The sequence below is a fragment of the Amycolatopsis pithecellobii genome (genome assembly GCF_009707865.1).
Taxonomy (GTDB): Bacteria; Actinomycetota; Actinomycetes; order Mycobacteriales; family Pseudonocardiaceae; genus Amycolatopsis_E; species Amycolatopsis_E pithecellobii.
Genome location: NZ_WMBA01000001.1, coordinates 179,423 through 204,693, shown reverse-complemented (window position 1 = coordinate 204,693; position 25,271 = coordinate 179,423). Strand labels below are relative to the sequence as shown.

Genomic DNA, 25,271 nt, shown 5'->3' with positions numbered 1-25,271 from the left:
TGGGTGGCGGGACGGCGGTCGTCGCCGTCCCGCCGTCGCCGTGCCGCTACCGCGCGGGCACCTCGAACAGGTCGAGCGGGATGTCACACAGATACTCGGCGCCGTCCGGGGTGACGCGCACCATGTCGCCGATCATCAGCCCGACGTCCTTGCGCCACAACGGGTCGTGCAGGTCGACGTTGAGCCCGAACACCATGTTCTCGCGCAAGCGGACATCGCCGAGACCACGCCGGTTGAGCAGCTGCCCCTCGGTTTCGCGGTAGACGACCGCCGGGAACTCCGGCGAGGACAGGCCGTGCCCGTGGAACCCGAGTTCGACGAAGTCGATCCCCTCCCCCGCCGCGTAATCGTGGAAAGCCGTGTAGATCTCCCGCAGCGGGCGGCCGGGCACGAACAAGTCCCGGGCCATCCGGATCACGTGCACCCCCGCCTGGTGGAGCCGGTGCAGCTCGGGTGGTGCCTCGCCGAGGAAGACCGAGAACTCCGTCGCCGCGAGGTAACCACCGTAGGAGGTATGGAACTCGCACACGATCAAGTCGCCCTCAGTGAGCCGGCGCATCGTGGCGGTGAACGGGACCTCGGCGCCGTGCAGGAGACCGGCCACATACCGCTCGCCATCCGGGCCCGTCACCGGTCCCGACGAGAGCATGGTGAACGAACTGGGCTCGCCTCCGTTCACGATCATTTCGTGCTCCATCGCCGCCCAGACGTCCGCCTCGGTCGCTCCTTCCCGCGCCGTGACCGCCAGCCGCTGGATGCGCTTGCGGGCGATCTCACCGGCCCGGCGCAGGAACCGGATCTCCTCGTCGCTCTTGACCGATCGCATCTCGTCCAGCAACGGCGTCGCGTCGGTCAGCGTGGCGCGAGGCAGGTCACGTCGCAACTGGTCCAGGAAGAAGGCGGGAATCTGCGTCTCGGGCACCAGCATGTCCCGGTAGCCGACGTAACCCAGCCGACCTTCGCCAAGACCGTGCTGCGCGAGCACGTCGAGGACACCCTGGACACCGTTCATCGGGCGCACGTCCTCCACCCAGTGACCGGGCACCTGCTGCCAGGGACCGGGCAGGTGCATATGCGGCGCACCGTAGAAGACGGTGGGGTCGCCGACGCGCGGGAAAACGACGTACGCACCGAGCATGGTCCCGATCTGCGTCACGTAGCGGATGTTGGCCATCCCCATGCTCGCGTTGAAATCGGTGCCGGCCAGCACAAGGGCGTCGAGCGCGTGCAAGTGCATCTTCTCCCGCAACGCCGCCCAGCGCCGGTCGCGCTCCTCGAGGCTCTGGATCGGGACTGTCAGCGGCAGCAGTTCCTTCTTGGAGAACAGCTGCTCCCGCTCGGCGTACCACGCCGGGTTCTTCATTTCGGATCTCTCGCTTTCGGGTCTGTCGGTCCACCGGGACGCGGGGGCCTACATGATCGGCGGAACGAATACCTCAAGCATTTCCGTGTCCTCCAGGAACTCGGCCACATGTGGCGCACCGGGCGGGATCGCGATCGTCTCCCCTGGGCCGACCACCCGCTCGACACCGTCGATGACGATCCTCATCCGTCCGGAAAGGACGGTCGAGATCTGCTCGTTGGGGTGCGTCTCCAGCTCGGCGGGGTCGTCCGGGTTGGGAAAATGCACCCCTGCCTTCATCTCGACGCGCATGATCTGCGCGGTCTTCCCGGTGAGAGCCTTGTAGGTGGCTCGCTCCCCGAGATCGAACAGCGGCGCCGGCTCGACGTCCCGCCAGATGACGTGTTTCGGTGAATCGGTCATGCCGATCTCCTTTTGCTTCCCGACATTGGGCGACGTCACGCTAACCGCGCTGCTACCGCGTCACCGTGACGTGAGTTACGGGCCGCCGGTGAGCACTACCAGGAATGTCCACAATGGAGTGTATGCGCGCCGCGGCCCGCAGGAAGCTCATCCGGCGAGGCGGTGCAGCCAATCCCGCAGCAGCACGATTTCGGCTGCTCGCAACGGTGATCCGGCGGCATCCATGGTGCCCAGTGCGGCGTCGAGCGCCAGCGCCAAGGACGGAAGATCGGACACCGGAGAGGCCGGCGAGTCGGTGACGATGGAGCCGATGACGGTGTCGCGCAGGCGGTGCGACACCGAGATGTCCCGGGTCGTCTCGTCCTCACCGATCAGCGCGAGCGTCGCCCCGGTCGTGGCGGCGTGCACGGTCAGTGCCGCCACCTCCGGAGCCACGCACAATCGTCCCGCCTCGGCCGCGCGTCCCAGTAGTTTCACCAGCACCGCAGCCGCTTGCTCCGCCGCGGGCGGACGTCGCCCCGGGTGTGCCGTCCCGTACATCAGCACGTAAAAGGCCGGATGCCGTAAGCCGAAGTCGACATGGAGGTCCCAGCCGCGGTGAAGGTCGTCCACCGGGTCGTCCGTGAGGCGGAGCCCGTGTTTCTCCCCCAGGTACTTCTCGAACCCGAAGGCGGCGAGCCCGGCGAGTAGACCGTCCTTGTCGCCGAAGAACCGGTACAGCGCAGGTGCCTGTACGCCGGCCGCGGCGGCAACCGCCCTGGTGGACACCGCTTCAGTTCCCCCGGACTCCAGCAGTTGTGCTGCCGCTCGAAGGATCCGCTGCTTCACCCCGGCCTTGTCATCGCCCATGCCCGCGATGATAGAGCACACGCGCTATCAAGCTGGTGGTATCAGCGATAATACAGTGATACTGTAATTCTCGTATCATCGATACTCGCCAAGGAGTCCCTATGACCACCGCGCCTTCCGTCTCGATCGTCATCGCTTACTTCTCCGGATACGGCCATACGAGCCAGCTCGCCGACGCCGTCGCCAAGGGCGCGCGCTCCGTCGCGGGAACCAGGGTCGCCAGCGTCGACGTCGAGGCCATGGCCGACGCCGAGTGGGACCTGCTCGACCGGGCCGACGCGATCATCTTCGGCTCGCCCACCTACATGGGCACCGCGGCCGGCGCCTTCCACGTGTTCGCCCAGGCCACCAGCAAACGCTGGATGGACCAGACCTGGCGTGACAAGCTCGCGGCCGGGTTCACCAACTCGGGCTCCATGAGCGGCGACAAGATGCACACCTTGCAGTACCTGTCATTGCTCGCCGCCCAGCACGGAATGCTGTGGGTCAGCCTCGGCCTCATGCCCGGCTGGAACACCACCACCGCGAGCATCGACGACGACAACCGGCTCGGCTTCTACCTGGGCGCCGGAGCGCAGAGCTTCAACGACATTCCCGCGGTGCACGACGCCGACCTGAGCACCGCGCGCCACCTCGGCGGTCGCGTCGCGGAACTCACCCACATCCACCAGGCGGGCCGCGCCGCCATCGTGGCTTGACCAACGTCGAAGACCACACACCATCACCAGCCTGGAGATACCGAATGAGCACCCCGACCCACACCACCGAACAGCGCCTGCTGATCGCCGGCGCGTGGCAAGACGCCGAGGACGGCGCAACCTACGAAACCCGGGATCCCTTCACCGGCGCGGTCGCCTCACGGGCGGCCGCCGCCACGCCGGCCGATGTCGTGCGCGCGGTGGATGCCGCCGGCGCCGCTTTCCCGATGTGGTCGGCGCTCCTGCCCGCCGAACGCGGCCGGTACCTGCTCGCCGCGGCGGACGCCGTGGAGGGCAGGATCGGGGAGCTGGCGGAGTGGACCACGGCCGAGATGGGCGGCCCCGCGGCTTGGGGTGCGCACAACGCGCGCCTGCTCGCACGGAAGCTGCGCTATGCCGCCACCGCGATCTACGAGGGACTCACCGGCGAGGTAATCCCGTCCGACAACCCCGGCCGGACCTCGTTGACAATCCGCCGGCCGGTCGGCGTGGTCGCGAGCATCGTCCCCTGGAACGCTCCCGCACTTCTGGTCGGTAGCTCGGTCCCGGCCGCCCTTGCCCTTGGGAACACGGTCGTGATGAAAGCCTCCGAGCAGACGCCCCGCACCCATGGCCTCGTGGCCGCGTGCTTCGCCGAGGCCGGGTTGCCTGAAGGGGTGCTCAACCTGGTGACCAACGCGCCGGAGAACGCGCCCGAGGTCGTGGACACGCTGATCGCCCACCCCGCGGTGCGGCGGGTGCACTTCACCGGATCGACCCGGATCGGACGGATCATCGGGGAGAAATCCGCCTCGCACATGAAGCAGGCCGTCCTGGAACTCGGCGGCAAGGCACCCGTGATCATCCTGGCCGACGCCGAGCTCGAGCACGCGGTCAGCGCGGTGGCCTTCGGGGCCTTCGCCAACTCCGGCCAGGGCTGCCTGTCGACGGAGCGAGTGGTGGTGGACAGGGCGGTCGCCGAGGAGTTCGCGCAGCGCCTCGCGAAGGTCGCCGCCGGCATCGCCTACGGTGACCCGCGCGACCCCGGCACCGTATTGGGCCCGGTGGTCAACGCCGCGTCGCTGCGGCGGCTCACCGAGCTGACCGAGGACGCCCGCACGCACGGAGCGCGGGTTCTGGCCGGCGGCAAGGCCGACGGTCCGTGCTTCGTCCCGACCGTGCTCGCCGACGTCACCTCACATATGCGTGTCTACCGCGAGGAATCGTTCGGCCCCATGGTCACCATCGTGCCCGTGGACGGGCCGGAGGAGGCTCTGCGCGTGGCCAACGACAACGACTACGGCCTCAGCTCGGCAGTCTTCAGCCGCGATGTCGCCCTCGCTCTCGATGTGGCCAAACGCGTCCACGCCGGGATGTGCCACATCAACGGCGTAACCCTCGACGACGAGCCCCAAGCGCCGTTCGGCGGCCTGAAGAACAGCGGCTACGGCCGCTCCGGAGGCCACGCCGGACTCGCCGAGTTCACCGAGATCCAATGGGTCACCATCGAAGGCCCCCAGGCTCCGCACTACCCCATCGCCGAATAGCGGCGGCCCCACAGAGGAGCCGGGGGATCACCTGATCCCCCGGCGCGCCGCAAACATCAGACTGTGAGGACGAGCTTGCCCTGGAGGTGACCGCGCTCCATCAGCCGGTGTGCGTCGGCGATGCGCTCGAACGGGAACGTTTCCTGCACATGGACGCGAAGCTTGCCCTGTTCGACGAGCTCGACGAGGCGGTGCAGGCCGACCGGATCGGGGTCGACCGCGATGCCGCTGAATTGCCGGCCTGCCGCCTCGAACTTCGCGATGAGTTCCTTGTCGTCCTCGGCGACCGCCGTCACGAGGTGCCCCCCTGGGCGCAGCACACCGAGCGAACGTTCGACGGTGTCGCCGCCGAGCGTGTCGAGCACGACGTCGATATCGCCGACCGCCTCGGTGAAGTCGACCGCCGTGTAGTCGATCACCTCGTCGGCGCCGAGCTTCTCGACGAACTCCCGCTTGCTCCCGCTGGCAGTGGTGACCACGTGCGCGCCGAGCGCTTTCGCGATCTGGATCGCGACGTGGCCGACCCCACCGCCACCGCCATGCACCAGGACACGGTCGCCCTCGGTCACGCCGGCGAGGTCGACCAGGCCCTGCCACGCCGTCAGCCCGACCACCGGCAACGCCGACGCCTCGACATGGGAAAGCGACGCCGGTTTGCGTGCCAGATGCAATGCCGGCGCTGCCACCAACTCGGCATACCCATTGGCCACCCGGGGGAACAGGGGCATTCCGAACACTTCGTCGCCGGGCCGGAACCGCCAGGTAAACGCCTCTTCGATCACGCCGCTGATGTCCCAGCCCAGGATGAACGGCGGCTGGCCGAGCAGCGGGAATTCGCCCTCGCGCAGGCGTGGTTCCAGTGGGTTCAGCCCGATCGCCTTGACGCGGACGACGACCTCGGTCGGCAGGGGCCGGGGCTCCGGCGCGTCCACGATGGTGAGGACCTCCGGGCCCCCGAAACTGTGCTGGGTGATGGCTCGCATGACTCTCCTGATTTCGGGTTGTGAGAACGAGGCTAGGTTTCCGATAGGAACCAGCAGGTACCCTTTGGTGCCATGAGCGAGTTCGGTTCCGGCGACTTCTTTCTCGCCGACTGCCCGGGCCGTCTGACGGTCGAACTGATCGCCGATAAGTGGACGGCGGTCGTGCTCTCCGGCTTGAGCAAGGGCCCGGTACGCCATGGCGAACTGGCCGAGTTGATCGGCGATATCTCCCGCAAGGTGCTCACCCAGACACTCCGGCGGCTCGAGTCGCACGGGCTTGTCCGCCGGCACGCCTACGCCGAGGCGCCGCCCCGCGTCGAGTACGAACTCACCCCGCTCGGGGCCTCGCTGATCGATCCGATCCACGTGCTGACGGAATGGGCAAGGGAGAACGGCGAAGCGGTCCTCGATGCCTCGGCCCCCAGCGAACGCGGGCGAGAGTGACTGCCGATGACCGAACTCATCCGCGAGCCGGTGTTCTGGACCGACGATTCGCCGGTCTGCGAGCCCCTGGCGCACGGCGAGGACATCGCCGCGCACTTCCATGACTTCGGCCAGCTCAGATACGCCGCCTCCGGCGCACTGGTCACCGCGACCCGGGTCGGCACCTGGGTGGCGCCGGCGAACCGCATCACCTGGGTGCCGCCCTTTTACGTGCACAGCAGTCGCGCGTACGGCGAGACCGATGTCCGGGTGCTCGGGGTTCCGGCGGAACTGGCCGGGCAACTGCCGACGGAGCCCTCGGTGTTCGTGGCCAGCGCGCTGATCCGCGAGGCCTACCTGGCGATGATCGGCGAACCGGCCGAGAGTCCCCGCGGCCGGCTGCTCCTCGAGGTCGTCATCGCGGAACTCGCTCGCGCCCCGCAGGAATCGCTGCGACTCCCGGAGCCGGGCGACACTCGCCTCAAGGCCGTGACCGACCTGCTGCACGCCGATCCGGCCACCCCGGCGACATTGGCGGAGCTCGGGCGCAGAACCGGTTCGAGCGAACGAACTCTCAGCCGTCTGTTCAGCAGCGAACTGTCGATGAGCTTTCATCAGTGGCGCACATTGCTGCGTATTCAGCGGGCACTACTCGAACTCTGCGAAGGCGCCTCGGTCACCGACACGGCGGTGCGACTGGGCTGGGCGAATCCCAGCAGTTTCATCGAAGCCTTCACCGAGCTCGTCGGCCAGACACCGGGTCGCTATCGCGCTACAACGCGCGCTACTCACGACTGAAATCAGCGTGGCGGGTTACCCGTAATTCTTGGCGGAACATCGGTGGCACGTCCTTCGGGTAACACCGATTGTTGAGGGATGTCTCATCCCGTCAACGTGCAGAGCGCTTCCGGTTCGGCAACTGCCGCAACGGCCTCCTCCGGGGTGACGCTGGGCGACCTGATCGTCCAGGCACTCACCCGGCACAGCGCGTCCGAAGCGTTCGTCGCCGGCGATCGGCGACTGACTTACGCCCAAGTCAGGGATCTCGTCTCGCAGTACCGGACCGCGCTGGCCCGTCGAGGGGTGGGGCTCGGCGTGGGTGTCACGATGCTCAGTCCGAACATGCCCGAGTCATGGATTGTCCAGGCTGCGACGTACCTTTTGGGCGGGCGCTTCACCGGCCTTCAGGCCCTGGCCTCGGTCGAAGACCACATCGTCGTCTGTGCGGATGCGCAGGCTTCGGTATTGGTGGTGACCGCGCCCCTGGAGGAGCACGGCCGCTAGGTCCTCGCCGAGGTCGGCTCGCTGCGACACCTGATGGTGATCCCGGCTGCAGGTGGTCTGCCGGAGGGCGAGTCCCACGGAGTTCGGCCGCTTGATGCCGGTCCGGCCACCGAACTCGACGTCGCCTGGCTGCAGTACACCGGCGGGACGACCGGGAGACCCAAGGGCGTGATGCAGCCTCATCGGTCGATGGTGCAGATGGTTTCTGCGCACATGGCCGACTTCGAACTGCCGCACCTGCCGCGGTATCTGGCCTCGGCTCCGCTGACCCATGCCACCGGGCTCGGTGTCATCCCGGCGCTTCTTCGTGGCGGCACCGTCGTGATCGAGCAGGGCTTCGACCCCAGCCGGTTCCTCGACGTCATCGAAGCGGAGCGCATCAACTGCATCAGCGGCCTGCCGACGATGATCTACACGGTGCTGGACCATGAGCGTCCGGAGACGAGAGACCTGTCGAGTCTCGAGGTGATCTGGTACGCCACCGGGCCGATGTCCCCGGTGCGCCTTGCCGAGGCCCGTGAACGGATAGGTCCGGTTTTTTCCCAGATATATGGGCAAACGGAGTCGACCGGCATCGGGACGGTCCTGCCCAAGGCCGCACACGAGACCGCGAGCCTGGAGCAGCTTGCCTCCTGTGGCCGCCCCGTGGTGGGGAACCGCATCAGGCTGATCGACGACGACGGTCATGACGTTCCCGTGGGCGAGGTGGGCGAGATCGCCATGCGGAACCGCGGCGTCATGCTCGGCTACCGGAACCTTCCCGAGGAGACCGAAGCAGCGCTCAAAGGCGGTTGGTTGCACACGGAAGACTTGGCCCGTCAGGACGACGAAGGCCTCCTGTACATCGTGGACCGCAAAAAGGACATGATCATCTCCGGGGGCTTCAACATCTACGCGAGCGAAGTCGAGGCCGCACTGACCGGGCACCCTGCGGTCGGCTCGGCGGCGGCCATCGGTGTGCCCGACGAGAAATGGGGCGAAAAGGTGACCGCGTTCGTGGTCGCGCGCCCCGGGCAGCACGTCGACGTCCATGCGGTCCAGTCCTTCGTGAAGCAGGTCAAGGGCTCGATGTATGTGCCCAAGGACATCGTGGTCGTGGACTCGCTTCCCCAGACGGTGGTCGGAAAGGTCGACAAGAAGGCGTTACGCGCACCGTATTGGGGCGACTCGGCGCGCAATGTCCACTGATCCGGCGAAAGGTCCGGGCGTGGAACGCACGGCCATCCCGGCTGATCGACTGCTCGACGGCCCGTCCGTATCCGGCAGCAGCTACCATCACAGTCGTGGCCACGCAGAAGGAGCGCAACGCCGAGACGCGGCGACGGTTGCTCTCCGCGGCCAGGCAGGTGTTCGCCGAGAACGGCTACGCCAACGCCACCGTGGCTGACATCGTCAAACGTGCCGGCCGCGCACACGGTTCGTTCTACCTGCATTTCACCAACAAAGAGGCCGCGCTTCAGGCTTTGCTCGAGGACGCGATGGCCGGGTTGGCGGTCGATTCGAGGACGCTGTGGCGGTGGGACGAACCCGAGTTGAGCGTACGCAAGTCCGTTCACCGCTTCGTCGAAGAGTTCGGCGAGAATCGTGATCTGTGGCTGCTCCTTGATCAGCGCAGCAGCCTTGAGCCGGCTTTCAAGAAGATGAGCGACCAGTGGTTCGAGCAACTCTCCGGCGGCATAGTGCGCGCGATGCTGTCCACCGAAGCCCCCGGGCTGTTGCCCAGTCTTGACCCGGAAATCCTCGCGCACGTCTTCGCCGCCATGCTGTCCGACAGCACCCGAGCCGCCTACCAGGAAAGCCAAAGCTGGACGACCGGCGAATTGGCGGACGAGATTTCGTCCATCTGGTCACGCACGCTCGGATATACCGAGGTGACGGCCGCAGCCGAGGACGGCGTGAAGCCTACGAGGCCTGCAAACCGCCGTCGACGGCAAAAACCTGACCGGTGATGTAGGAGGCCGCGTCGGAGGCGAGGAACGCGATGAGCGGCGCCACCTCCTCGGGCTTGCCGAACCGTCCGGCCGGGATCTTACGAACGTATTCCTCCCACAGGCCCTGGTTGTTGCGCAGGCCCTCGGTCAGATCGGTGTCGATATAGCCGGGGGCCACCGCGTTCACCCGCACACCGCGATCGGCCCATTCGATCGCGAGTGTCCTGGTCATCGCCTCCAAAGCGCCCTTCGTTGCGGTGTAAGGAATCCCGCGCTTCGACCCCACCGACGCCGTGACCGAGGAGACCATCACGATGCTGCCGCTGCGCGCCGGCAACATGCGGCGCGCAGCGGCCTTCACCGCGAAGAACACGCCGCGGCTGTTGACCGCGTTGATCGCGTCCCACACGTCGGTTTCCAGGTGCTCCGGGCGGCCGAGATAGGTGTTGATCCCCGCGTTCGCCACGAGGACGTCCACCGAACCGTGCTGCCGCTCGACGCGTGCCATCGCATCCTCGCTCGCCGCGGGATCGGCGACGTCGAAAGCCAATGGCGTCACGTCGCCGCCCACCTCGGCGATCACCCTCGCGGCCTGGGATACGGAGCGCTCCGTGCGCCCGGTCGGCACGACGATCGCTCCCGCTTCGGCCAGCGCCAGCGCCGTGTGCAGCCCGATCCCCCTGGTGCCACCGAGAACGACGGCGACCTTTCCCTCGCACGATCCGGTCATCGGGCGTCGCTGAGCGTGTGTCCGTCGACGAAGGCCCGTGCGACGACCATGTTCTGGATCGTCGGCGTCCCTTCCTCGAGCCAGTTGAGGCGTGCGTCCCGGTAGAGCCGCTCGATGCTGTGTGCCCGGGTGTAGCCGATCCCGCCGAAGGTCAGCAGGGCGCGGTCGGTCACCCGGCCCACGGCTTCGAGGCCGAAATTCTTCGTCATCGACGCCTCCGCTGGTATGCGCCGGCCGGCATCCCACTTCTCGGCGCAGTCACGAAGCATCAGTTTGAGCGCGTACACATCTTGCGCCATCTCGGCGATGTAGCGCTGGACCGCTTGACGTTCAGCCAGGGGCTTGCCGAACGTGACCCGGGTGCGGGAGTGTTGCACCGCCAGTTCGAGGGCTCGCTCGGCAGTACCCAGCGAGGACGCGGCCACCAGCACGCGGCTCAGCTCGAGCGTCTCCTCCAGCTGCGCTACTCCTTGTCCCTCCTGGCCCAGGAGGTTCTGCGCGGGGACTCGGACGTCGGTAGCGGTGATCCGGCCGTGTTCGCCTCCCTTGCAGCCCATCGTCTCGGGCAGCGGCTCGATGGCGAAACCGGGTGTGCCGCGTTCGACCAAGAACGCACTGACACCCAGCTCGCCGGCGTTCGGGTCGGTCTTGGCGAAATAGATGAAGTGGGTTGCGAAGTCGGAGTTGGAGATGAGGTGCTTGTGTCCATTGAGGACATACTCGTCGCCGTCACGGACGGCGGTGCTGCCCAGGTCTGCTCCGGTACCGAAGTCCGGCTCGGTCAACGCGAAAGCAACGGACATCGTGCCGGCCGCGACCCCGGGAAGCACAGCGCGCCGCTGTTCCCCGGAACCCAGAACGCTCAGACCGTGGGCATTGGAGTTGTGCACGTGCACGACGACCCTGAGCCCGCCGTGGATCTTGGCCAGTTCCGACAGGATCGGCAGATATTGACCGACGGTGAGGCCGGCTCCCCCGTACTCCTCGGGAACCATCAATCCCCACAGCCCGAGATCCGTGATGATGGGATTGACTTCCTGGTACGGGATTTGCTCCTCGTTCTCGATTCGTTCCTCGAACGGAGCGAGCTCGGTCCACATGCGCTCGAAAACGTTCTTGCGGTAGGCCTCGTACTGGGCGTCGTCCACGGTTTTTTTCAGCTCCTTGTGCCGTGTCGTTCGGGGTGCTGGGTTCAGCGTCCGAGAAACTTCGGTGACCGGCCCTCGCTGAACGCCGTCAGGCCCTCAACGAAGTCATGAGAATGGGCGTGTGCCTCGGACGTCAGCAGTTCCAGACGCACCCCGGTGGGTACTTCCTGTGCCAGCCCGTCTCGGACGAGCTGCTTGAGACGAGCGAGCCCCAGCGGGCTCTTGGTCGCGATCACCTCGACGAGCTCGGCCACCCGGGTTTCGAGCTTGTCCGGCGGGACAACCTCGTTGACGAGCCCGCACGCGACGAGCCTGGACGCGGGAAGGAACTCGCCGGTGAAGAAGAGGTAGTTGGCCATCGTGGGCCCGACCGTGCGTGGCAGCCTCACCGACCCTCCCCCGCCGGGGAGGATCCCGTAGTTGGCGTGGGCGTCGCCGAGTCGGGCGGTTTCCGATGCGATGACCAGGTCGCCGCAAAGGATGAGTTCGAGGCCACCGGCCAGGGCCAAACCGTTCACGGCCGAAATGACCGGCTTGGGGAACATCTCGACCGCGTCGAACACCGTGTTGGCGTGGGCCAGGAACTCCCGATGCCCTCGCACCAGTTCCTCCCCGCGGAACGACAGGACCTCCTTGAGGTCGGCGCCGGCGCAGAACGCCTTGCCGGTACCGGTCAGCACGACCGCACGCACAGCTTCGTCTTCGCGTGCTTTCTCCAGACCCGCCATGATGCCGTCGAGTACCTCACGGCTCAGCGCGTTCATCGCCTCGGGGCGGTTGATGCGGATCCAGGCGCCGCTCGATCGGGTTTCGTAGCTCACCTCGGTCATGAGCCGGAGCCCTCCGTGGGGTCGAGCGCTTCGGACAGCGTCAATCCGTTGTGGTAGCGGGGAAACAGCGTCTCGTGGTGCCGGCGCCGGGCCGGCTCCATCACCTCGTCGGCAGGAAGGTGCCAGAACATCTCCCGCGCGTGGACGGTCTCGTACAAACCCGGCTGCGCATGCCGGTCGACGACGACATTGACCACCGAGGTGAGACCGGACCGCAGAGACCGCTCAAGAGCTCCCTCAAGCTCGTCCAGTTTCGTCACGAACTCCGTGTGACATCCCAGTGCCGCGAACATCCGGTCGTACCGCACGTCGGCGGTCAGGTTGAAACCTCCACGCGCCTTGGGCCCGAGAATCGCATAGTCGGCCCCATAGGCGTAGTCCTCCATTCCGCTGCCATAAGCGCTGTTGTTGGAGACGAGGAAAACAACGGGCAACTGGTACCGCACAGCGGTCTCGATATCGCCACCGCCGAGCCCGACCCCGCCGTCCCCCAGCACCGAGATGACCGGGCCGGCGTCCGAGGCCATCGAGGCGCCCAGCGCCATCCCGACCCCGTGTCCGAAGGCCGCCGACAGACCGGCATCCATGACCCGGCCGGATGCCTTGGGCTGCAAGAACTCGGCGAGAAACCCGGACGCCGTGAACGAGTCCAAAATGACCGGCACATCGCCGGGGAGCAGCCGGGACAGTTCGCTCGCGAAGGCGATGGGGTGGATGACCTCTCGACCGAGGAGGTCATCCACGTCGGCAGCACGTCGAGCGCGCCACTGCGCCACGTCGGCTCGGCAGGCCTCCGACCAGGCCTGGGACGGACGGGGCTGCCCGGCGGGCAGGCCGGCGGCGAGACTGTTCAGCTGGCGCAGGAAGGTGTCCTGGTCGGCGGTGATCTCGACGAGGGTCCGCAGGTTCACCGCGATGTCGGACGGATGGCGACTGACCTGAATGAACTCGGCCGAGGTTTTCCAGTCCCCGAAACCCTCCAGATAGCTCAGATGCATGCCCAGCAGCATGACGACATCCGCTTTTTCCAGCGCACGCTTGCGGGCGGGCGCCGGGATCACCAGCGGATGATCCTCGGGAACGGCGCCCCGGCCGTGCCGTCGCATCGAAAGCGGCACCGAGAGCTTCTCGATCAACTCACGCAAACTGGCGCCCGCGTCGTCCCAGTGCACCCCGTCCCCCGCGATGATCAGTGGACGTTGTGCCCCGGACAGTGCCTCGAATGCCGACGCCACTCCTTGCGGATCACCCGCGACCGCCGGTGGCCGGCCCAAATGCACACCGGCACCTGGCCAGCCGATCCTCGATTCGGGCGGAATCGGATGATCATTGAACAGGTCGTTCGGGAACTCGATCGCCACCGGACCATAAGGGAAAGTCATCGCTTCCCTGAACGCCATCCGCACGTAAAGATCAGCCTGTTCCGGCACCGTGACCCGGCGGAACGACTTGGTGACCGAACCGAGCACGGAACGCGCGTCGGCCTCCTGCATCGTGGCCCGGCCCTCCTCCCGAACCTTGTGACCACCCAGCAGCAACACCACGGGCGTGCGGTTCACATAGGCCATATGCATCGCCGTCACGGTGTTCGTCATGCCAGGCCCCGCCGTCGCGAAACACACCCCAGGGCCACGTGTCACGCGCGCATACCCGTCGGCCGCATGCACCGCGGCCTGCTCGTGCCGGACCTGGAAGACATCGATCCCGGCCCGGTACGCGAAGTCCTGAATGGACGCGATATGCCCACCGAAGATCCCGAACATCGCGCGAACACCCTCACGCCGCAGGGCCTCCACGACCAGTTCCGCGGGCCACCGGTTTCTCGACATGGTCTTCGTCCTTCCGCCGCTCTGCGCTGACATACTGACACGACTATCACTAAATCGTCCAGCCCTGGATGGACGGGGCCTTTCTTGACATCGATGCCCTGCCTGGGCATAGTCGGCATCGATTAATGATGCGACTGTCAGTAAGTTCTTCGGGCCAAAGGGGTCTCGGTGCAGCTCAATCTCAACGACTACCTGGACCAGTCGGGCACCAAATACGGAGCCGAACCAGCCTGGAAGTCCGGTTCGCGACAGGCCACCTATGCGGAGCTGGTCGCCACCGCCGGCACCGTGGCCGGCGCCTTGACCTCGGCCGGAGTCGCGTTGGGCGACCGTGCGGCGTTTCTCCTCAGGAACTGCCCCGAGATCCTCGAACTCCACGCCGGAATGTCCCGTGCGGGAGTCGTCGCGGTTCCGCTGAACTTCCGGTCGGTCGCCCGGGAACTGGCCCACGTCGTCAACGATTCCGGATCGCGAGTCGTGGTGTTCGGCGAGGAATTCGCCGACGCGATGGACGAGGTGCGGGGCATCGTCGATCCCGATATCCGCTACGTCATGGTCGGACCCTCGGCGGCGCCACGGTGGGCAACCCCATATGGAGAGTGGCTCGACGGTGGCGCGCCCAAGGCAGGTCTGAGAGTCGAGATCGACCCTGCACATCCCTATTTCATCGGCTACACGTCGGGGACCACAGGCGCCCCGAAAGGCGCGGTCATCAGTCACCGCGCCCTGATCCGCCACGTTCTTGCTCTGATGCTCGAATACGGAGCGCCCAGTCAGCCGCGAGATCGGTTCCTGAGTCTGATGCCGATGTTCCACTCCAACGGCACGTGGTTCGCCACCGCCGCGATGATGGCGGGCGCACTGAACGTGATCCATCCATCGGGCGGATTCGACCCCCGAGAGGTCATGCGGGTGGTCGCCGCGGAGCGAATCACGCACACGTCCGTAGTGCCCACGATGCTGCGCATGATGGTCGCCATCGACCCCGGCGAACTGGCGTCGCTCGACACCTCGTCGCTGACGACCATTCTCGTCGGTTCGGCCCCGGTCACGTTGAGCCTCAAACGCGAGGCGGAGCGAGTACTCGACGTCAAGGTCAACGAAGGATATGGGGCCACCGAAACGGGCGTGGTCACATCGCTGAGACCGGGTGATCCCGACGAGAAGCAGGCCTCGGTGGGGAGACCGACCATGGGACGCGCGGTGTCCATTCGCGACGATCAGGGCCGCGAGTGTCCGGTCGGGACGGCGGGCGAAATCTGGACGCGTGGCGAAGGAGTTTTGCTCGACCACTACTGGAACAATCCCGAGGCCACTCGCGCCGCATTCGACGCCTCAGGCTGGTGCGCCGTCGGGGACATGGGATATCTCGACAGCGACGGCTACCTCTTTCTGACCGACCGCAAGCACGACATGATCATCAGCGGTGGAGAGAACGTCTATCCGACCGAGGTGGAGTCCGTCCTGCTGGACCACCCGGCGGTCGCGGAGGCCGCTGTCATCGGGCTGGCGCACGAACATTGGGGCGAGACCGTCCAGGCGGTTGTGGCCCTCAAACCTGGGCAAGTCGTCACTCCGCAGGACCTCATCGAGTTCAGCAGAGCGGGTCTGGCCGACTTCAAAGTTCCCCGTTCGGTGCGATTCGTCGATGAGCTGCCGAAGAGTTCAACGGGCAAGATCTTGCGCCGTCTCGTCCGTGAAGCAAGCAACGCAGCACAAACCGAGTGACCGGGTAGGACACCGCCTGAACTCGGGGTGGAGCACATGTCCTTCGTCGCCGTCCCCGACGGACGCACGACAGCCACCGGCGGCGCCTTCCTCCGCGGCCGGAGACGAGCCCGACGCGGACCGCGTCTCGTCCTGGACCTATGACGATCGCCGAACGGACCGCGGGACGGTGACGCCCGGGACCCGGAGCCGGACGCGGCCGAAGTCGGTGTAGGTGGTGAAGAACAACGTCTTCAGATCGGCTCCGCCGAAGGTGAAGTTCGTGACCGAATGGCCGGGCACGAGCACCGTGCCGAGATGCGAGCCCGATTCCGGGTCGATCACCCAGATTCCGCCGGGGCCGGTGCACCACAGGCGCCCCGCGGCGTCCACCTTCATGCCGTCCGGTGCCCCCGGCGCGTCGCCCCGCATCGTCACGACCACCCGGTCCGTCGCGAGATCCGGGCGGCCACCGGCGGCCGCCCACCGGTCGATCTCGAACGCGCGGATGTGCATGCGGGCGGTGTCGTTGACGAAGAGAACCGTTTCGTCGAGGGAAAAGACCAGCCCGTTGGGCATCGCGAAATCGCGCAGAACCAGGTTGATCGAACTCAGGTCCGGGGCCACCCGGTAAACGCCGGCCAGGTCGACCTCGGACTGGACGCCGAAGGTGAACGGGTCGGTGAACCAGATCCCGCCATCGGCATCGGTGACCACATCGTTGGGCCGATTCAGCCGCAGGCCCCGGTAAGAGCCGGCGACGACGGTCGTGCTGCCATCCGATTCCCGGCGGCACACCCGGCGTCCGGCGTGCTCACACCAGATCAACCGGCCCTGTGGATCACGGGTCTGCCCGTTGGCCTGGTTCGTATCGGTGTCGAGAACGACGACCCCTTCGGACTCGGACCATCGGTACCGCACGCCACGCCCGTTGTCCGTGAAGACCAGGTGGTTGCTCTCGGGGATCCAGACGGGGCCTTCCGCGACGCCCAGGAACGTCCCGTTGTCGTCGTGGCCGCCGTATCCCGAGCCGAGCCACTCGATCTTCTCGTCGGGGTCGACGAGCTCGGACATATCGGAGGCCACGTTGTGGGTAATCGTCATCGTGGTGCCTTTCCTGCTCGGTAGAGCCAATCGACGTACCGGAAGTCTTTTGCGTCGAGCCGGCGAAGCAGTCCGTCGCGCAGGATGGCGACCAGGCCGTCTCCGTGCACGATGTCCCCTACCCGGCGCGCCCAGGTTTGGGCGAGGCCGGCTCGGGGCCGGCGAATACTTTCGTAGCGGGACAAGGCAACGGCCACCTCCACCGAGCTGTCCGCGAAGCAGGCCCCCAGGGTGAACGCATCCTCCAGGGCCTGGCAGCCACCTTGCGCCAGATACTGGAGCATCGGGTGCGCGGCGTCGCCGATCAGGCTGACCCGGCCCTTGGTCCAGGTCGGCGCCGGCCGGCGGTCGAACAGCGCCCACCGTCGATCCCGGTTCAGGAGGGCGGCCGATGATCGCACGCGCTCGTCCAAGTCGCTGAAGCGCTCGTCGAGTTCTTCCGGCGTTCCCCAGTCCGTCGAACCGGGATCCACCCCATCCCGGTACGCGTCGCTGGTGAATACGCCGACCTGGTTGAACAGGTGCCCGCCACGGACCGGGTATTGGATGAGGTGCACGTTCGGACCGATCCACCACTTGATGGTGGGTTCGCCGCTCACGTTCCGCGCGCGGGCAATGGGTATCGCGCCCCGGTAAGCGACGTCACCGCTGCACACCGGCGGGCCATCGCCCAGCACGTACTCGCGGCACACCGAGCGCAGGCCATCGGCGCCGATCACGAGCTCGGCCGAATAGCGAGCCCCGTCGTCACACGTCAGCAGAACGTTTTCCCCGCGCTGCTCGAGGCGGATCACCTGCCGGGAGTTCTCCAGCGTGACCAGATCGCTTGCCCGGCAAGCCTTCACCAGCGAGTTCAGCAGGTCACTGCGATGAGTGACGATGTAGGGCGCCCCGAAAGTTTCCTGGAAATGCGCACCGAAATCCATCTCCGCCAAGAGGTCGCCGGTGCGGGCGTCCATCATCATCGCGCGGACGGGCCGTACGGCCTCGGCGAGGATGGAGTCCAGTACTCCCAACGCCTTCAGCACATGGAGCGCGTTCGGCGCGAGCTGGATTCCGGCGCCGAGCTCACCGAACTCGGGAGCCCGTTCCAGGACATGCACCTGGCGCCCGTGAGAGGCCAGCGACAACGCGGTCGCCAGCCCTCCGATACCGCCTCCGACAATGATCGTCGGCGCGATACTAGACATCGTTCCCGCCTTCGAACACGCCGACGACCTTTTGCGCAGCCTCGAAGTCCTCTCGGTACAGGCCGAGGGCCTTGATCACCGGCTGGTCAGTGATCGAGAACAAGTCGCTCTCGACGTTCGCGTGGTGTTCGACGCAGGCCCATGAAGGCACCACGAAAACGTCTCCTTCACCCCAGGCGAACTCGACGCCGTCGATGATCGACTTTCCGCTACCGCGGTAGACGACGAATACCGAGCTGCCGACCTCGCGGCGGGGGACGGTAGGGCGCCGCGCGGCGATCCGGTGCGCATAGCACCCGATAGTCGGAAGTACGCCTGCCCCGGTGACCGGATTGATGTACTCGAGCGACACCATCGGCCCCGCCGAATGGGCAAGCAGCGCGGCGAGGCTCTTCCCGGTGTCCTCGTATCGGTAGACCAGCAGCGGCGATGAGGGCCCGGTCGCGGAGCCCTCGACGCGCGGCACCGTCGCCCGGCCGCCGTAGATCCCCTCCGAGATATTCCGTCCTCGAACCGGCTGCATGTCGGCACCCGGGAACAGCTCGAAGAAGATCGCGTCCAGGTGGCTGACGATCGGAAGGTCAAGCCCGTCGAACCAGATCATCGGTGAGCCGGACTCGTTCGCGTGGTCGTGGAACTGCCAGGGCGGCGTCAAGATCAGGTCACCGGACCGCATCTCGCACGCATCGCCGTCCACGGTCGTGATCGTGCCGGAGCCTTCGAGCACGAACCGGATAGCGGCCGGCGAATGGCGATGTCCCGGTGCGCTCTCCCCGCCGCCGAGGTACTGGATCGCCGCCCACAGAGTCGGTGTGGCGAACGGCTTTCCGCCCAGCCCGGGATTCGCCAGAGCCAGCACCCGGCGATCGCCGCCACGGGAGATCGTGATCAGATCCTTGCTCCGTTCCGCCATGCGCCGAAGGTCGCCGTGCCGCCATAACCACGGAAGGGCGGACGGACGGGGCACCTTCGAAAGCAGGCGGGCGTTCTGGGTCCACAGCGGCTGGAGGTTCAGCGCGTCGAGGTCGGTATAGAGGTCGGCGATCTCGGTGATGACCTGCCCCGGCACCTCGGCATCAAGCTCCGTCGCGGTCGGAAAACGCACCTGCGCAGGAATCTCCCTATGATTCGCCATAGCGGAACTATGTCATGTATAGCGGAACACCGTCAAGACTGCGGAGCACTGTCCCGCAGAGGCGAACACTTCTGCGCTCGTCGTGACCGGAGGCTGTAACATCGTTGTGCCTGGCGCTATATCGGGAATGCCTCACGGAAAGCTCGGGGTGAATGTCGGACGGGCCCATGAACGACACGAGGCTGGTCAGCTCGGTCGACAATGCGTTGAGCATCCTTTTGCTGTTCAAGTCCCGGAACGTGCTGCGCGTCGCCGACGTGGCCGCACAGCTCGGCGTCGCGCGGTCCACGGCCCACCGGCTGCTGGTTTCGTTGACCCAGCGCGGATTCGCCGTCCAGGAGCCGGTCACGCGTGCCTACACCCCCGGGCCCGAGCTCACCGAGATCGGTCTCGCCGTGGTCGACATGCTCGATATCCGTGGCCGCGCCCGGCCGTATCTATCGGCGCTGGCGGAGGAAATGCGGGAAACGATCTCGCTCGTAACGCTCGAGGGCACGAACGTCCGGTTCCTCGATTCCCTTGAGTCTCCGCAGATCCTCCGGGTCGGGTCGCGCACCGGGCAGCTACTCCCCGCGCACTGCGTATCGGGCGGCAAGGTATTGCTCAGCACCCTGAGCCGGGACGCGTTCGACGCCCTCTACCCCGATGAAAAGCTGCCCACGCTCACGTCGCGGTCGATCGGCACCAAGACGGCGTTACTCAAGGCCCTCGACGTGATCCGCGAGCGTGGTTACGCGACGAACCAGGAAGAGAGCGAGCCGGACGTCACCGCCGTCGCGGTCACGTTCGGACCGGCGAACTCGCCGGCCGCGATCACCGTGGCCGCGCCGACGTCGCGCGTGGAATCGGTCGAAGCCCAGGGCGCCGCCGTTCAGCGCATCATCGAGGCAACGCGGAACCGGAAGGAACCGGCGGCGCCGTAGCGGGCCGTCATGGGCGGGACGGCGGCGGCTCCAGTCCCGTTCCGGCTCGCCGGCGGACGAACTCCGGTCCCAGTTGTTCGAGCTTCGTCACGCCGAGAAGTTGCATGGCCGAGAGAATCTCGCCGCGGAAGGCGTCCAGCATCTGCTGGACGCCTTCCGTGCCTCCGACGGCGAGCGCGTACAGCCACGGCCGCCCGACGAGGCAGGCGGTCGCCCCCAGACTGAGGGCCTTGACCACGTCGGTGCCCCGGCGAATCCCGCCGTCGAGCAGGATCGGTGCCCGGCCGGCGACACCGGCCGCGATCTCCGGGAGTACCTCGATCGAGGCCGGCAGACCGTCGAGCTCCCGTCCACCGTGGTTGGACACGATCACGCCGTCACAGCCGAGTTCCAGCGCGAGGTCGGCATCCTCGGCGCACATCACGCCTTTGAGGAGCAGCGGGCCGTCCCAGATGCCGCGAAGCCACTTGAGGTCATCCCAGTTCTGGTCGACGTTGAAGACGGCCGGCACCGAAAGCGCCTGCCGGCGGCGGTTCTCGAGAAGCGTCGACAGGCGGGCTCTCAGCCCCCGCTCCGCGCTCGACCCGGGATCGGTCGTGAAGTAGTCCCACATCCATTTCCCGTGCCGGATGTTGCGCAGCGCCATTCTCACCGTCGGCCTCAGTGGCAGGCGGAATCCGTTACGGATGTCCCGCTCACGGTTCCCCTTCACGGGACCGTCCACAGTGAGCACAAGAGCTGAGAACCCGAGCCGCTTGAGGCGGTCCACCGCCGCCTGCGTGACCTCCCGGTCCCGGTACAGGAAGAGCTGGGCCCACTGCGGCTCGTCCACAGCCGCCGCCACGCGGTCCGGCGTCAAGCTTGCGACGGCGCTCAAGACGCTCACCGTGCCGGCCGCACTCGCGCCACGTGCTTGCGCAAGCTCCGCCTGCGGACCGAGGATCCGGCTGTCGCCCGTCGGTGCCGGCAGTACCGGAACGCGCAGACGTCTGCCGAACAGCTCCCGCTCCGTCGACGCGTGCTCGATACCTCGCAACACGCGGGGAATCAACGACAGATCGTCGAAGGCAGTCTGGTTGCGCCTCAGCGTGATCTCGTCGTCGGCTCCTCCGTCGGCGAAGTCGAAGGCGAACCGGGGCAGCCGGGCCCTCGCGCCCGCACGCCACGTCCCGAAATTATTCGGTGCAGGCATCGCGCTCACCGCTCGCCGACGAGTCCTGCGTAGAACCAGTGCTCGTGCTCGGCGAGGCCGGCGAGCTCGCGCCCGGCGTCGCGCAGCACCGGAGGCGCGGACATGATGTGCGCCGCACCGGCGTGCAGATCGCGGTAGAAGCGCTGAATGGTGCCTTGGCGAAGCGCGCGAGTTCCGGCCGCGGTATTGACGAACGTGCCCACCCGGAAGGCCGACCAGGTCGCATTGTTCAGCGCCAGGCGCATCAGACTCGACTGGCGCTTGCTGATATCCCCACCGCGCGAAAGCGTTTCCCACGCGTCCGACCACGTCTCGAAGGCCAGCGCCCGAGCGGAGCGCACCTGTGCCTCGGCGTTCGCGTATTGCTCGTGGCTGCTGTCACTGCCGGCCTGCGCGCCCGCACGCCCGGCCTTCTCGCGCATGGACGCGCTGAGCTCGTCCAGCAACCGGCGCCCGACGCCCAGCGCCCAGGCGGTGTGGCCGATCATCGACGTCTGCACCAGGCCGAGCTTGCCGAGGACCCCGCCGCGAACCGGAGTTCCGTCGATACCCGCGGGATACGTGCGCCGGTCGGGGACGAACGCGTCGTCGGTGGAGTAGTCGAAGCTCCCGGTGCCGCGCAGACCGATCACATCCCACGATTCGGTGTCGATGTTCACGTCCTCAGCGGGCAGGACGAACAGGACCGGCTCCTTCGTGTCCTCGACGGTGCCGAGAGTGAAGATGTGACTGGCGTACGGCGCGCTCGAGGCGAAGTTCCACTCACCGGTCAGCCGGTAGCCGCCCTCGACGCGGACCGCCTTGCCGGAGCGTGTGCCCTGGCCGGCGCCCACCGGCATCCGGCTGCCGCTGAAGACGTCCTTGACCCCCTCGTCGGGCAGATAGAACGCGGGTGTGGAGATGCCCACCGATCCTGTGAACAGCACCCAGCCCGCGGACGCGTCCTCGTAGGAGATCAGCTCGCAGAGTTCCAGTGCGGTAAGGGGATCGGCTTCCGCACCACCCAGCACCTCGGGCACCCACATACCGAACAGGCCGTTCTCGTGGTACGCCGCGACCACTTCGGGCGCGAGCCGTCCGTGGATATCGGCATATTCGGCGTTCTCGCGGATGAGCGGAGCGAGCTTCTGCCCGGCCTTCAGCAGCGCGGCGGCGCGCGGATTGACATTCATGATCTCAAACCACCTAACAGAAAGTGTTCACATTGAAAAGCTCCGACGCTGATGTCCGGCGGCGAACGGGCGTCACCTGGGCCGGCGGACGTGGTCCCGACTTGGCGCCCTCGGTGGGGCACTCGACCGCGCCCTGGGCGCTGACCGTGACGCTCAACGTCCCGATCCGGTCGATCGACACCTCGATGACGTCTCCTTCGGCGATCTCGCCCACCCCGGCGGGTGTTCCGGTGGTGACGATGTCGCCCGGCTCGAGGGTCATCACCGACGACGCATAGCTGAGAAATCTCGGGACACCCCAGATCAAATCCGAGATGTCCGCGTCCTGCCGCAGAATGCCGTTGACCGAGCAGCGCAGCGTCAGGTCGTCGAGGCAACCGACCTCTTCCGGCGTCACGAGGTACGGGCCGACCGGGGTGAAGGTGTCGAAGGATTTACGCGTCGAGCGGTCCTCGCCGCCACGCATGGTGATATCGAGCAGGCACGTGTATCCGGCGATGTATTCGAGGAAGTCGCCGGGATCGATGTGGCGTGCCCGCTTCTTGATCACGAAGGCGAGTTCGCCCTCTTGGTCGAAGCGCCGATCCGTGTACGGGAGCCGGACGGTGCCGCCGTGGGCGAGGACCGAGGCCGGCGATTTGAGGAAGAATCCGAGCGCCGAGACATTGCCCGCCACCTTCATTTCCTCCTGGTGATCGTGGTAGTTCACCGGCGCGGCCACGATCTTGCCCGGCCGCGGAACGAGGGGGGCGAATGTGGATACGTGCTCCTCCACGAGCGGCTGCGCCGCGATCACGTCGGGGTCCAGCTCATCGATGATCTCGATGAGCTGAACGAACGGATCCACGGCTGTGCGCGGGTCCGGGAGCATGCCGGTCAGCTCGCGCAGGCCACCATCGGTGAGGGCGACCACGACCGCCACTCCCCCACGGCGCACCGTTGCCAGACGCATGATCAGCCCTTCGCATTCGGCTCGCGGGGATCGCCGGCCCGCCGGCGGGCTTCCTGCACGAGGCGGATGGCCGGTCCGATGGCGCACGAGAGGTTGTGCTTCGACTTCTCCTCCGGCGCGACGAGCAGTCCCGCATACATCGCCTCCCCCATCGTCAGCGCCCCGGCGAAGATGCCCTCGAAGACCCGCTGATCCGCGCGCAGCTCCAGGGTCCAGTGGCCGGGCCCGGCATCGCGCGAGACCTCGGTGACCTCGCCCGGTCTGCCGTCACGGAACGCGATGTCGAACCGTTCCTCCGGCGTGGTGATGCGCAGTTCCAGCGGATAGGGGGCGATCGGCACCGCCGCCGCGGGTGTGAAGTCCAAAGTGGAGAAGAACTCCGCCGCCCGGTCGCCCAGGTTGCTCATGCCGGGGTCAGCCATTGCGTGCCTCCGAATTTCTCACACAGTTCGATGAGCTCCGCGTCGGGCTCGTCCGCCATGACCAGCCGCCCGTCCTTCACGATCGGCACGTCGCCGGCGGTGATGGTCGGCCGCTTGATGACCCCGAACTGCGGCACCGCGTTGCTCGGGTCGGTGCCGCCGAGGAGCTGGTTGCCGCCCATCGCCATGAAGAACGTGCCCGCACGCCGCGACCAGGACATGATGTTGACCGCGCGTGCCGTCGCCGACCGAGACTGGGCCGGCTGCAGAGAGATCTTCGGGTTCACGCCGAATCCGCACTCGGCCAGCCGCGTCGCGTTGCGATGTGCCTGAGCGGTCTCCCACAGGTATTCCGCTTCCGGACCGCCGGAAATCCCGGTCACCCAGCCGTCTTTGATCGTGAAGGAGATCGGCGCCCTCGGCTCGTCGAAGGTCAGTGCCGCATCGAGGACGAGCCGGCCGTTACCCGTGTAGTTCAGATCGCCGAAGACGGTGGTGGCGCCGGGAAAGGTACCGATATAGCCCGGCACCGCCGGGCCGGACTCGTACGGACGCGACCCGATATACGCCCCGATGGTCCCGGGAATCGTCTCCATCCGGAAGTCGGTGCCCTTGTCGTCGGTGACGTGCAGGGCGGGGTTCTCCCGGACGATCTTCTGCGTCCGCGAGTTGAGGAGATAGATGAGCTCGTTCGGCACCAGCGCCGACTCCGCCAGCAGTGCCTCGGGCTCCGGACGGACCAGGAGATACCGCGTCCCGTAATCGAAGGACGCGAGGAAACCCGCTTCGCTGTGCGAGGTCGGGCCGCCGAAGTCGAAGAGCATGTCCGCTGCCTTGAGTGCCGCGGCGACCACCGGGTCGAGGGCTTGGCCCGACTTCCAGGGCTCTTTGACCAGCACCGAAACCGATGCTCCCGCGCTCTTCGCCGCGAACCCGATCGCGTCGACGACTTCCTCGTCCAGCCCCGGCTCGGTCAGCAACAGCACCGACTCGCCCGGCTTGACGTTGCCGAAGCGGACGCAGTTCGCCGCTCCCGGCGCGAGTCTCCGCAGGCCACTCATTCATCAGTCCCTTTCTTCACGGCCGCCGCGGCCTCCGCGACCTGCTCGTCCATTTCCGGCGTGCCGCCGCTCACGCCGACCGCCCCGGCCGGAGCGCCGTCGGCGAAGATCGGCACGGCCCCCTTTTCGAAGACCAACTGGTCCTGGTTGAGCGCGTTCAGCCGCCGGGTCACCGAGTTGTCGTCGGCGACGGCTCCACTCGACCGCAGGAAGATCGTCGACACCAGGGCCTTTCCACGCGCGATGTCGACGGTGAGGCGGTATGCGCCGTCCATGCGTACCTGCGCCACCAGATCGGTCCGCGCGTCGACGACGGCGATGGACATCGGAACGCCGAGCTTGGTGGCCTCGGCGATACCGGCATTGATGACCGCGAAAGCCTCGTGGTGATCCATGAAATTCCCTTTCCCAGCTTCG

General features: G+C 66.9%; 26 protein-coding genes. 9 read left to right on the top strand and 17 right to left on the bottom strand.

Annotated elements, in window-relative coordinates:
* Positions 1–46: 46 nt before the first annotated feature.
* From GKO32_RS00995 to GKO32_RS00985, 3 genes are all read right to left on the bottom strand, one after another.
* Positions 47–1,363 (bottom strand): M24 family metallopeptidase, encoded by a 1,317-nt coding sequence (locus GKO32_RS00995; protein WP_154754815.1) that lies wholly within the window; start codon positions 1,361–1,363, stop codon positions 47–49.
* 48 nt (positions 1,364–1,411) lie between these two features.
* Entirely contained in the window at positions 1,412–1,765 is a 354-nt protein-coding gene (locus tag GKO32_RS00990) for a cupin domain-containing protein (protein WP_154754814.1), read from the bottom strand.
* Between the two features lie 147 nt (positions 1,766–1,912).
* Complete coding sequence (locus GKO32_RS00985) at positions 1,913–2,614, bottom strand: TetR/AcrR family transcriptional regulator (RefSeq protein WP_154754813.1); 702 nt, start codon at positions 2,612–2,614, stop codon at positions 1,913–1,915.
* A gap of 101 nt (positions 2,615–2,715) precedes the next feature.
* Here GKO32_RS00985 and GKO32_RS00980 point away from each other — a divergent pair, with 101 nt between their 5' ends.
* Positions 2,716–3,312 carry a flavodoxin family protein gene (locus GKO32_RS00980; protein WP_154754812.1) on the top strand — a complete coding sequence of 199 codons (597 nt, stop codon included), beginning with the start codon at positions 2,716–2,718 and terminating at the stop codon, positions 3,310–3,312.
* A 44-nt stretch (positions 3,313–3,356) separates the two neighbouring features.
* Entirely contained in the window at positions 3,357–4,838 is a 1,482-nt protein-coding gene (locus GKO32_RS00975; protein ID WP_154754811.1) for an aldehyde dehydrogenase, read from the top strand.
* A 56-nt stretch (positions 4,839–4,894) separates the two neighbouring features.
* Here the strand turns inward: GKO32_RS00975 and GKO32_RS00970 are convergent, their stop codons facing one another.
* Positions 4,895–5,821, bottom strand: a complete 927-nt coding sequence (locus GKO32_RS00970) for an NADP-dependent oxidoreductase (protein WP_154754810.1) — start codon at positions 5,819–5,821, stop codon at positions 4,895–4,897.
* A gap of 72 nt (positions 5,822–5,893) precedes the next feature.
* On the opposite strand from GKO32_RS00970, the gene GKO32_RS00965 reads away from it, so the two are divergent.
* From GKO32_RS00965 to GKO32_RS00945, 5 genes are all read left to right on the top strand, one after another.
* Complete coding sequence (locus tag GKO32_RS00965; RefSeq protein ID WP_154754809.1) at positions 5,894–6,265, top strand: winged helix-turn-helix transcriptional regulator; 372 nt, start codon at positions 5,894–5,896, stop codon at positions 6,263–6,265.
* 6 nt (positions 6,266–6,271) lie between these two features.
* Entirely contained in the window at positions 6,272–7,042 is a 771-nt protein-coding gene (locus GKO32_RS00960) for a helix-turn-helix transcriptional regulator (protein WP_154754808.1), read from the top strand.
* A 96-nt stretch (positions 7,043–7,138) separates the two neighbouring features.
* Positions 7,139–7,528 (top strand): AMP-binding protein, encoded by a 390-nt coding sequence (locus tag GKO32_RS00955; RefSeq protein ID WP_166459312.1) that lies wholly within the window; start codon positions 7,139–7,141, stop codon positions 7,526–7,528.
* 33 nt (positions 7,529–7,561) lie between these two features.
* On the top strand, positions 7,562–8,716 hold the full coding sequence (locus GKO32_RS00950; RefSeq protein WP_154754806.1) for an AMP-binding protein: 1,155 nt from the start codon (positions 7,562–7,564) through the stop codon (positions 8,714–8,716).
* A 95-nt stretch (positions 8,717–8,811) separates the two neighbouring features.
* Positions 8,812–9,477: a TetR/AcrR family transcriptional regulator gene (locus tag GKO32_RS00945; protein WP_166459311.1), complete on the top strand. Its 666-nt coding sequence runs from the start codon at positions 8,812–8,814 to the stop codon at positions 9,475–9,477.
* Here the strand turns inward: GKO32_RS00945 and GKO32_RS00940 are convergent.
* From GKO32_RS00940 to GKO32_RS00925, 4 genes are read right to left on the bottom strand one after another with little or no spacing between them, the layout of a single operon-like run.
* The gene (locus GKO32_RS00940; RefSeq protein ID WP_154754804.1) at positions 9,431–10,189 is read right to left on the bottom strand and encodes an SDR family NAD(P)-dependent oxidoreductase; all 759 of its coding nucleotides are present in this window, start codon (positions 10,187–10,189) and stop codon (positions 9,431–9,433) included. The two genes, GKO32_RS00945 and GKO32_RS00940, sit on opposite strands and share 47 nt — an antisense overlap.
* Positions 10,186–11,337 (bottom strand): acyl-CoA dehydrogenase family protein, encoded by a 1,152-nt coding sequence (locus tag GKO32_RS00935; protein WP_312867382.1) that lies wholly within the window; start codon positions 11,335–11,337, stop codon positions 10,186–10,188. Before GKO32_RS00935 ends, GKO32_RS00940 begins: the two co-directional genes overlap by 4 nt.
* A gap of 44 nt (positions 11,338–11,381) precedes the next feature.
* Positions 11,382–12,167 (bottom strand): enoyl-CoA hydratase/isomerase family protein, encoded by a 786-nt coding sequence (locus GKO32_RS00930; protein ID WP_154754803.1) that lies wholly within the window; start codon positions 12,165–12,167, stop codon positions 11,382–11,384.
* Complete coding sequence (locus GKO32_RS00925; RefSeq protein WP_166459310.1) at positions 12,164–13,996, bottom strand: thiamine pyrophosphate-binding protein; 1,833 nt, start codon at positions 13,994–13,996, stop codon at positions 12,164–12,166. Before GKO32_RS00925 ends, GKO32_RS00930 begins: the two co-directional genes overlap by 4 nt.
* Positions 13,997–14,164: 168 nt before the next feature.
* Here GKO32_RS00925 and GKO32_RS00920 point away from each other — a divergent pair, with 168 nt between their 5' ends.
* Complete coding sequence (locus GKO32_RS00920) at positions 14,165–15,724, top strand: class I adenylate-forming enzyme family protein (RefSeq protein ID WP_154754801.1); 1,560 nt, start codon at positions 14,165–14,167, stop codon at positions 15,722–15,724.
* Between the two features lie 138 nt (positions 15,725–15,862).
* Here the strand turns inward: GKO32_RS00920 and GKO32_RS00915 are convergent, their stop codons facing one another.
* The 3 genes from GKO32_RS00915 to GKO32_RS00905 are packed head-to-tail and all read right to left on the bottom strand — an operon-like array spanning position 15,863 to position 19,132.
* Positions 15,863–16,807, bottom strand: coding sequence for an SMP-30/gluconolactonase/LRE family protein (locus GKO32_RS00915; RefSeq protein ID WP_154754800.1), 945 nt, complete (start codon positions 16,805–16,807; stop codon positions 15,863–15,865).
* Positions 16,804–17,997, bottom strand: a complete 1,194-nt coding sequence (locus GKO32_RS00910; protein WP_154754799.1) for an FAD-dependent monooxygenase — start codon at positions 17,995–17,997, stop codon at positions 16,804–16,806. Before GKO32_RS00910 ends, GKO32_RS00915 begins: the two co-directional genes overlap by 4 nt.
* A complete protein-coding gene (locus GKO32_RS00905; protein WP_154754798.1) occupies positions 17,990–19,132 on the bottom strand; it encodes a cupin domain-containing protein in 1,143 nt (380 codons plus the stop codon). Before GKO32_RS00905 ends, GKO32_RS00910 begins: the two co-directional genes overlap by 8 nt.
* Positions 19,133–19,299: 167 nt before the next feature.
* Between GKO32_RS00905 and GKO32_RS00900 the strand changes: the two genes are divergently transcribed.
* Positions 19,300–20,055, top strand: coding sequence for an IclR family transcriptional regulator (locus GKO32_RS00900; protein ID WP_166459309.1), 756 nt, complete (start codon positions 19,300–19,302; stop codon positions 20,053–20,055).
* A gap of 7 nt (positions 20,056–20,062) precedes the next feature.
* Here GKO32_RS00900 and GKO32_RS00895 read toward each other — a convergent pair whose 3' ends face one another.
* From GKO32_RS00895 to GKO32_RS00870, 6 genes are read right to left on the bottom strand one after another with little or no spacing between them, the layout of a single operon-like run.
* Positions 20,063–21,247 carry an alpha-hydroxy acid oxidase gene (locus tag GKO32_RS00895; protein WP_154754796.1) on the bottom strand — a complete coding sequence of 395 codons (1,185 nt, stop codon included), beginning with the start codon at positions 21,245–21,247 and terminating at the stop codon, positions 20,063–20,065.
* 5 nt (positions 21,248–21,252) lie between these two features.
* The gene (locus GKO32_RS00890) at positions 21,253–22,419 is read right to left on the bottom strand and encodes an acyl-CoA dehydrogenase family protein (RefSeq protein WP_154754795.1); all 1,167 of its coding nucleotides are present in this window, start codon (positions 22,417–22,419) and stop codon (positions 21,253–21,255) included.
* A 13-nt stretch (positions 22,420–22,432) separates the two neighbouring features.
* Positions 22,433–23,371, bottom strand: a complete 939-nt coding sequence (locus GKO32_RS00885) for a fumarylacetoacetate hydrolase family protein (RefSeq protein WP_154754794.1) — start codon at positions 23,369–23,371, stop codon at positions 22,433–22,435.
* A gap of 2 nt (positions 23,372–23,373) precedes the next feature.
* Positions 23,374–23,793 carry a hypothetical protein gene (locus GKO32_RS00880; RefSeq protein WP_154754793.1) on the bottom strand — a complete coding sequence of 140 codons (420 nt, stop codon included), beginning with the start codon at positions 23,791–23,793 and terminating at the stop codon, positions 23,374–23,376.
* Positions 23,775–24,854: a 2,5-dihydroxypyridine 5,6-dioxygenase NicX family protein gene (locus GKO32_RS00875; RefSeq protein ID WP_154754792.1), complete on the bottom strand. Its 1,080-nt coding sequence runs from the start codon at positions 24,852–24,854 to the stop codon at positions 23,775–23,777. The genes GKO32_RS00880 and GKO32_RS00875 overlap by 19 nt, the downstream gene beginning before the upstream one ends.
* Positions 24,851–25,249, bottom strand: a complete 399-nt coding sequence (locus tag GKO32_RS00870) for a GlcG/HbpS family heme-binding protein (protein WP_154754791.1) — start codon at positions 25,247–25,249, stop codon at positions 24,851–24,853. The genes GKO32_RS00875 and GKO32_RS00870 overlap by 4 nt, the downstream gene beginning before the upstream one ends.
* Between the last annotated feature and the right edge of the window lie 22 nt (positions 25,250–25,271).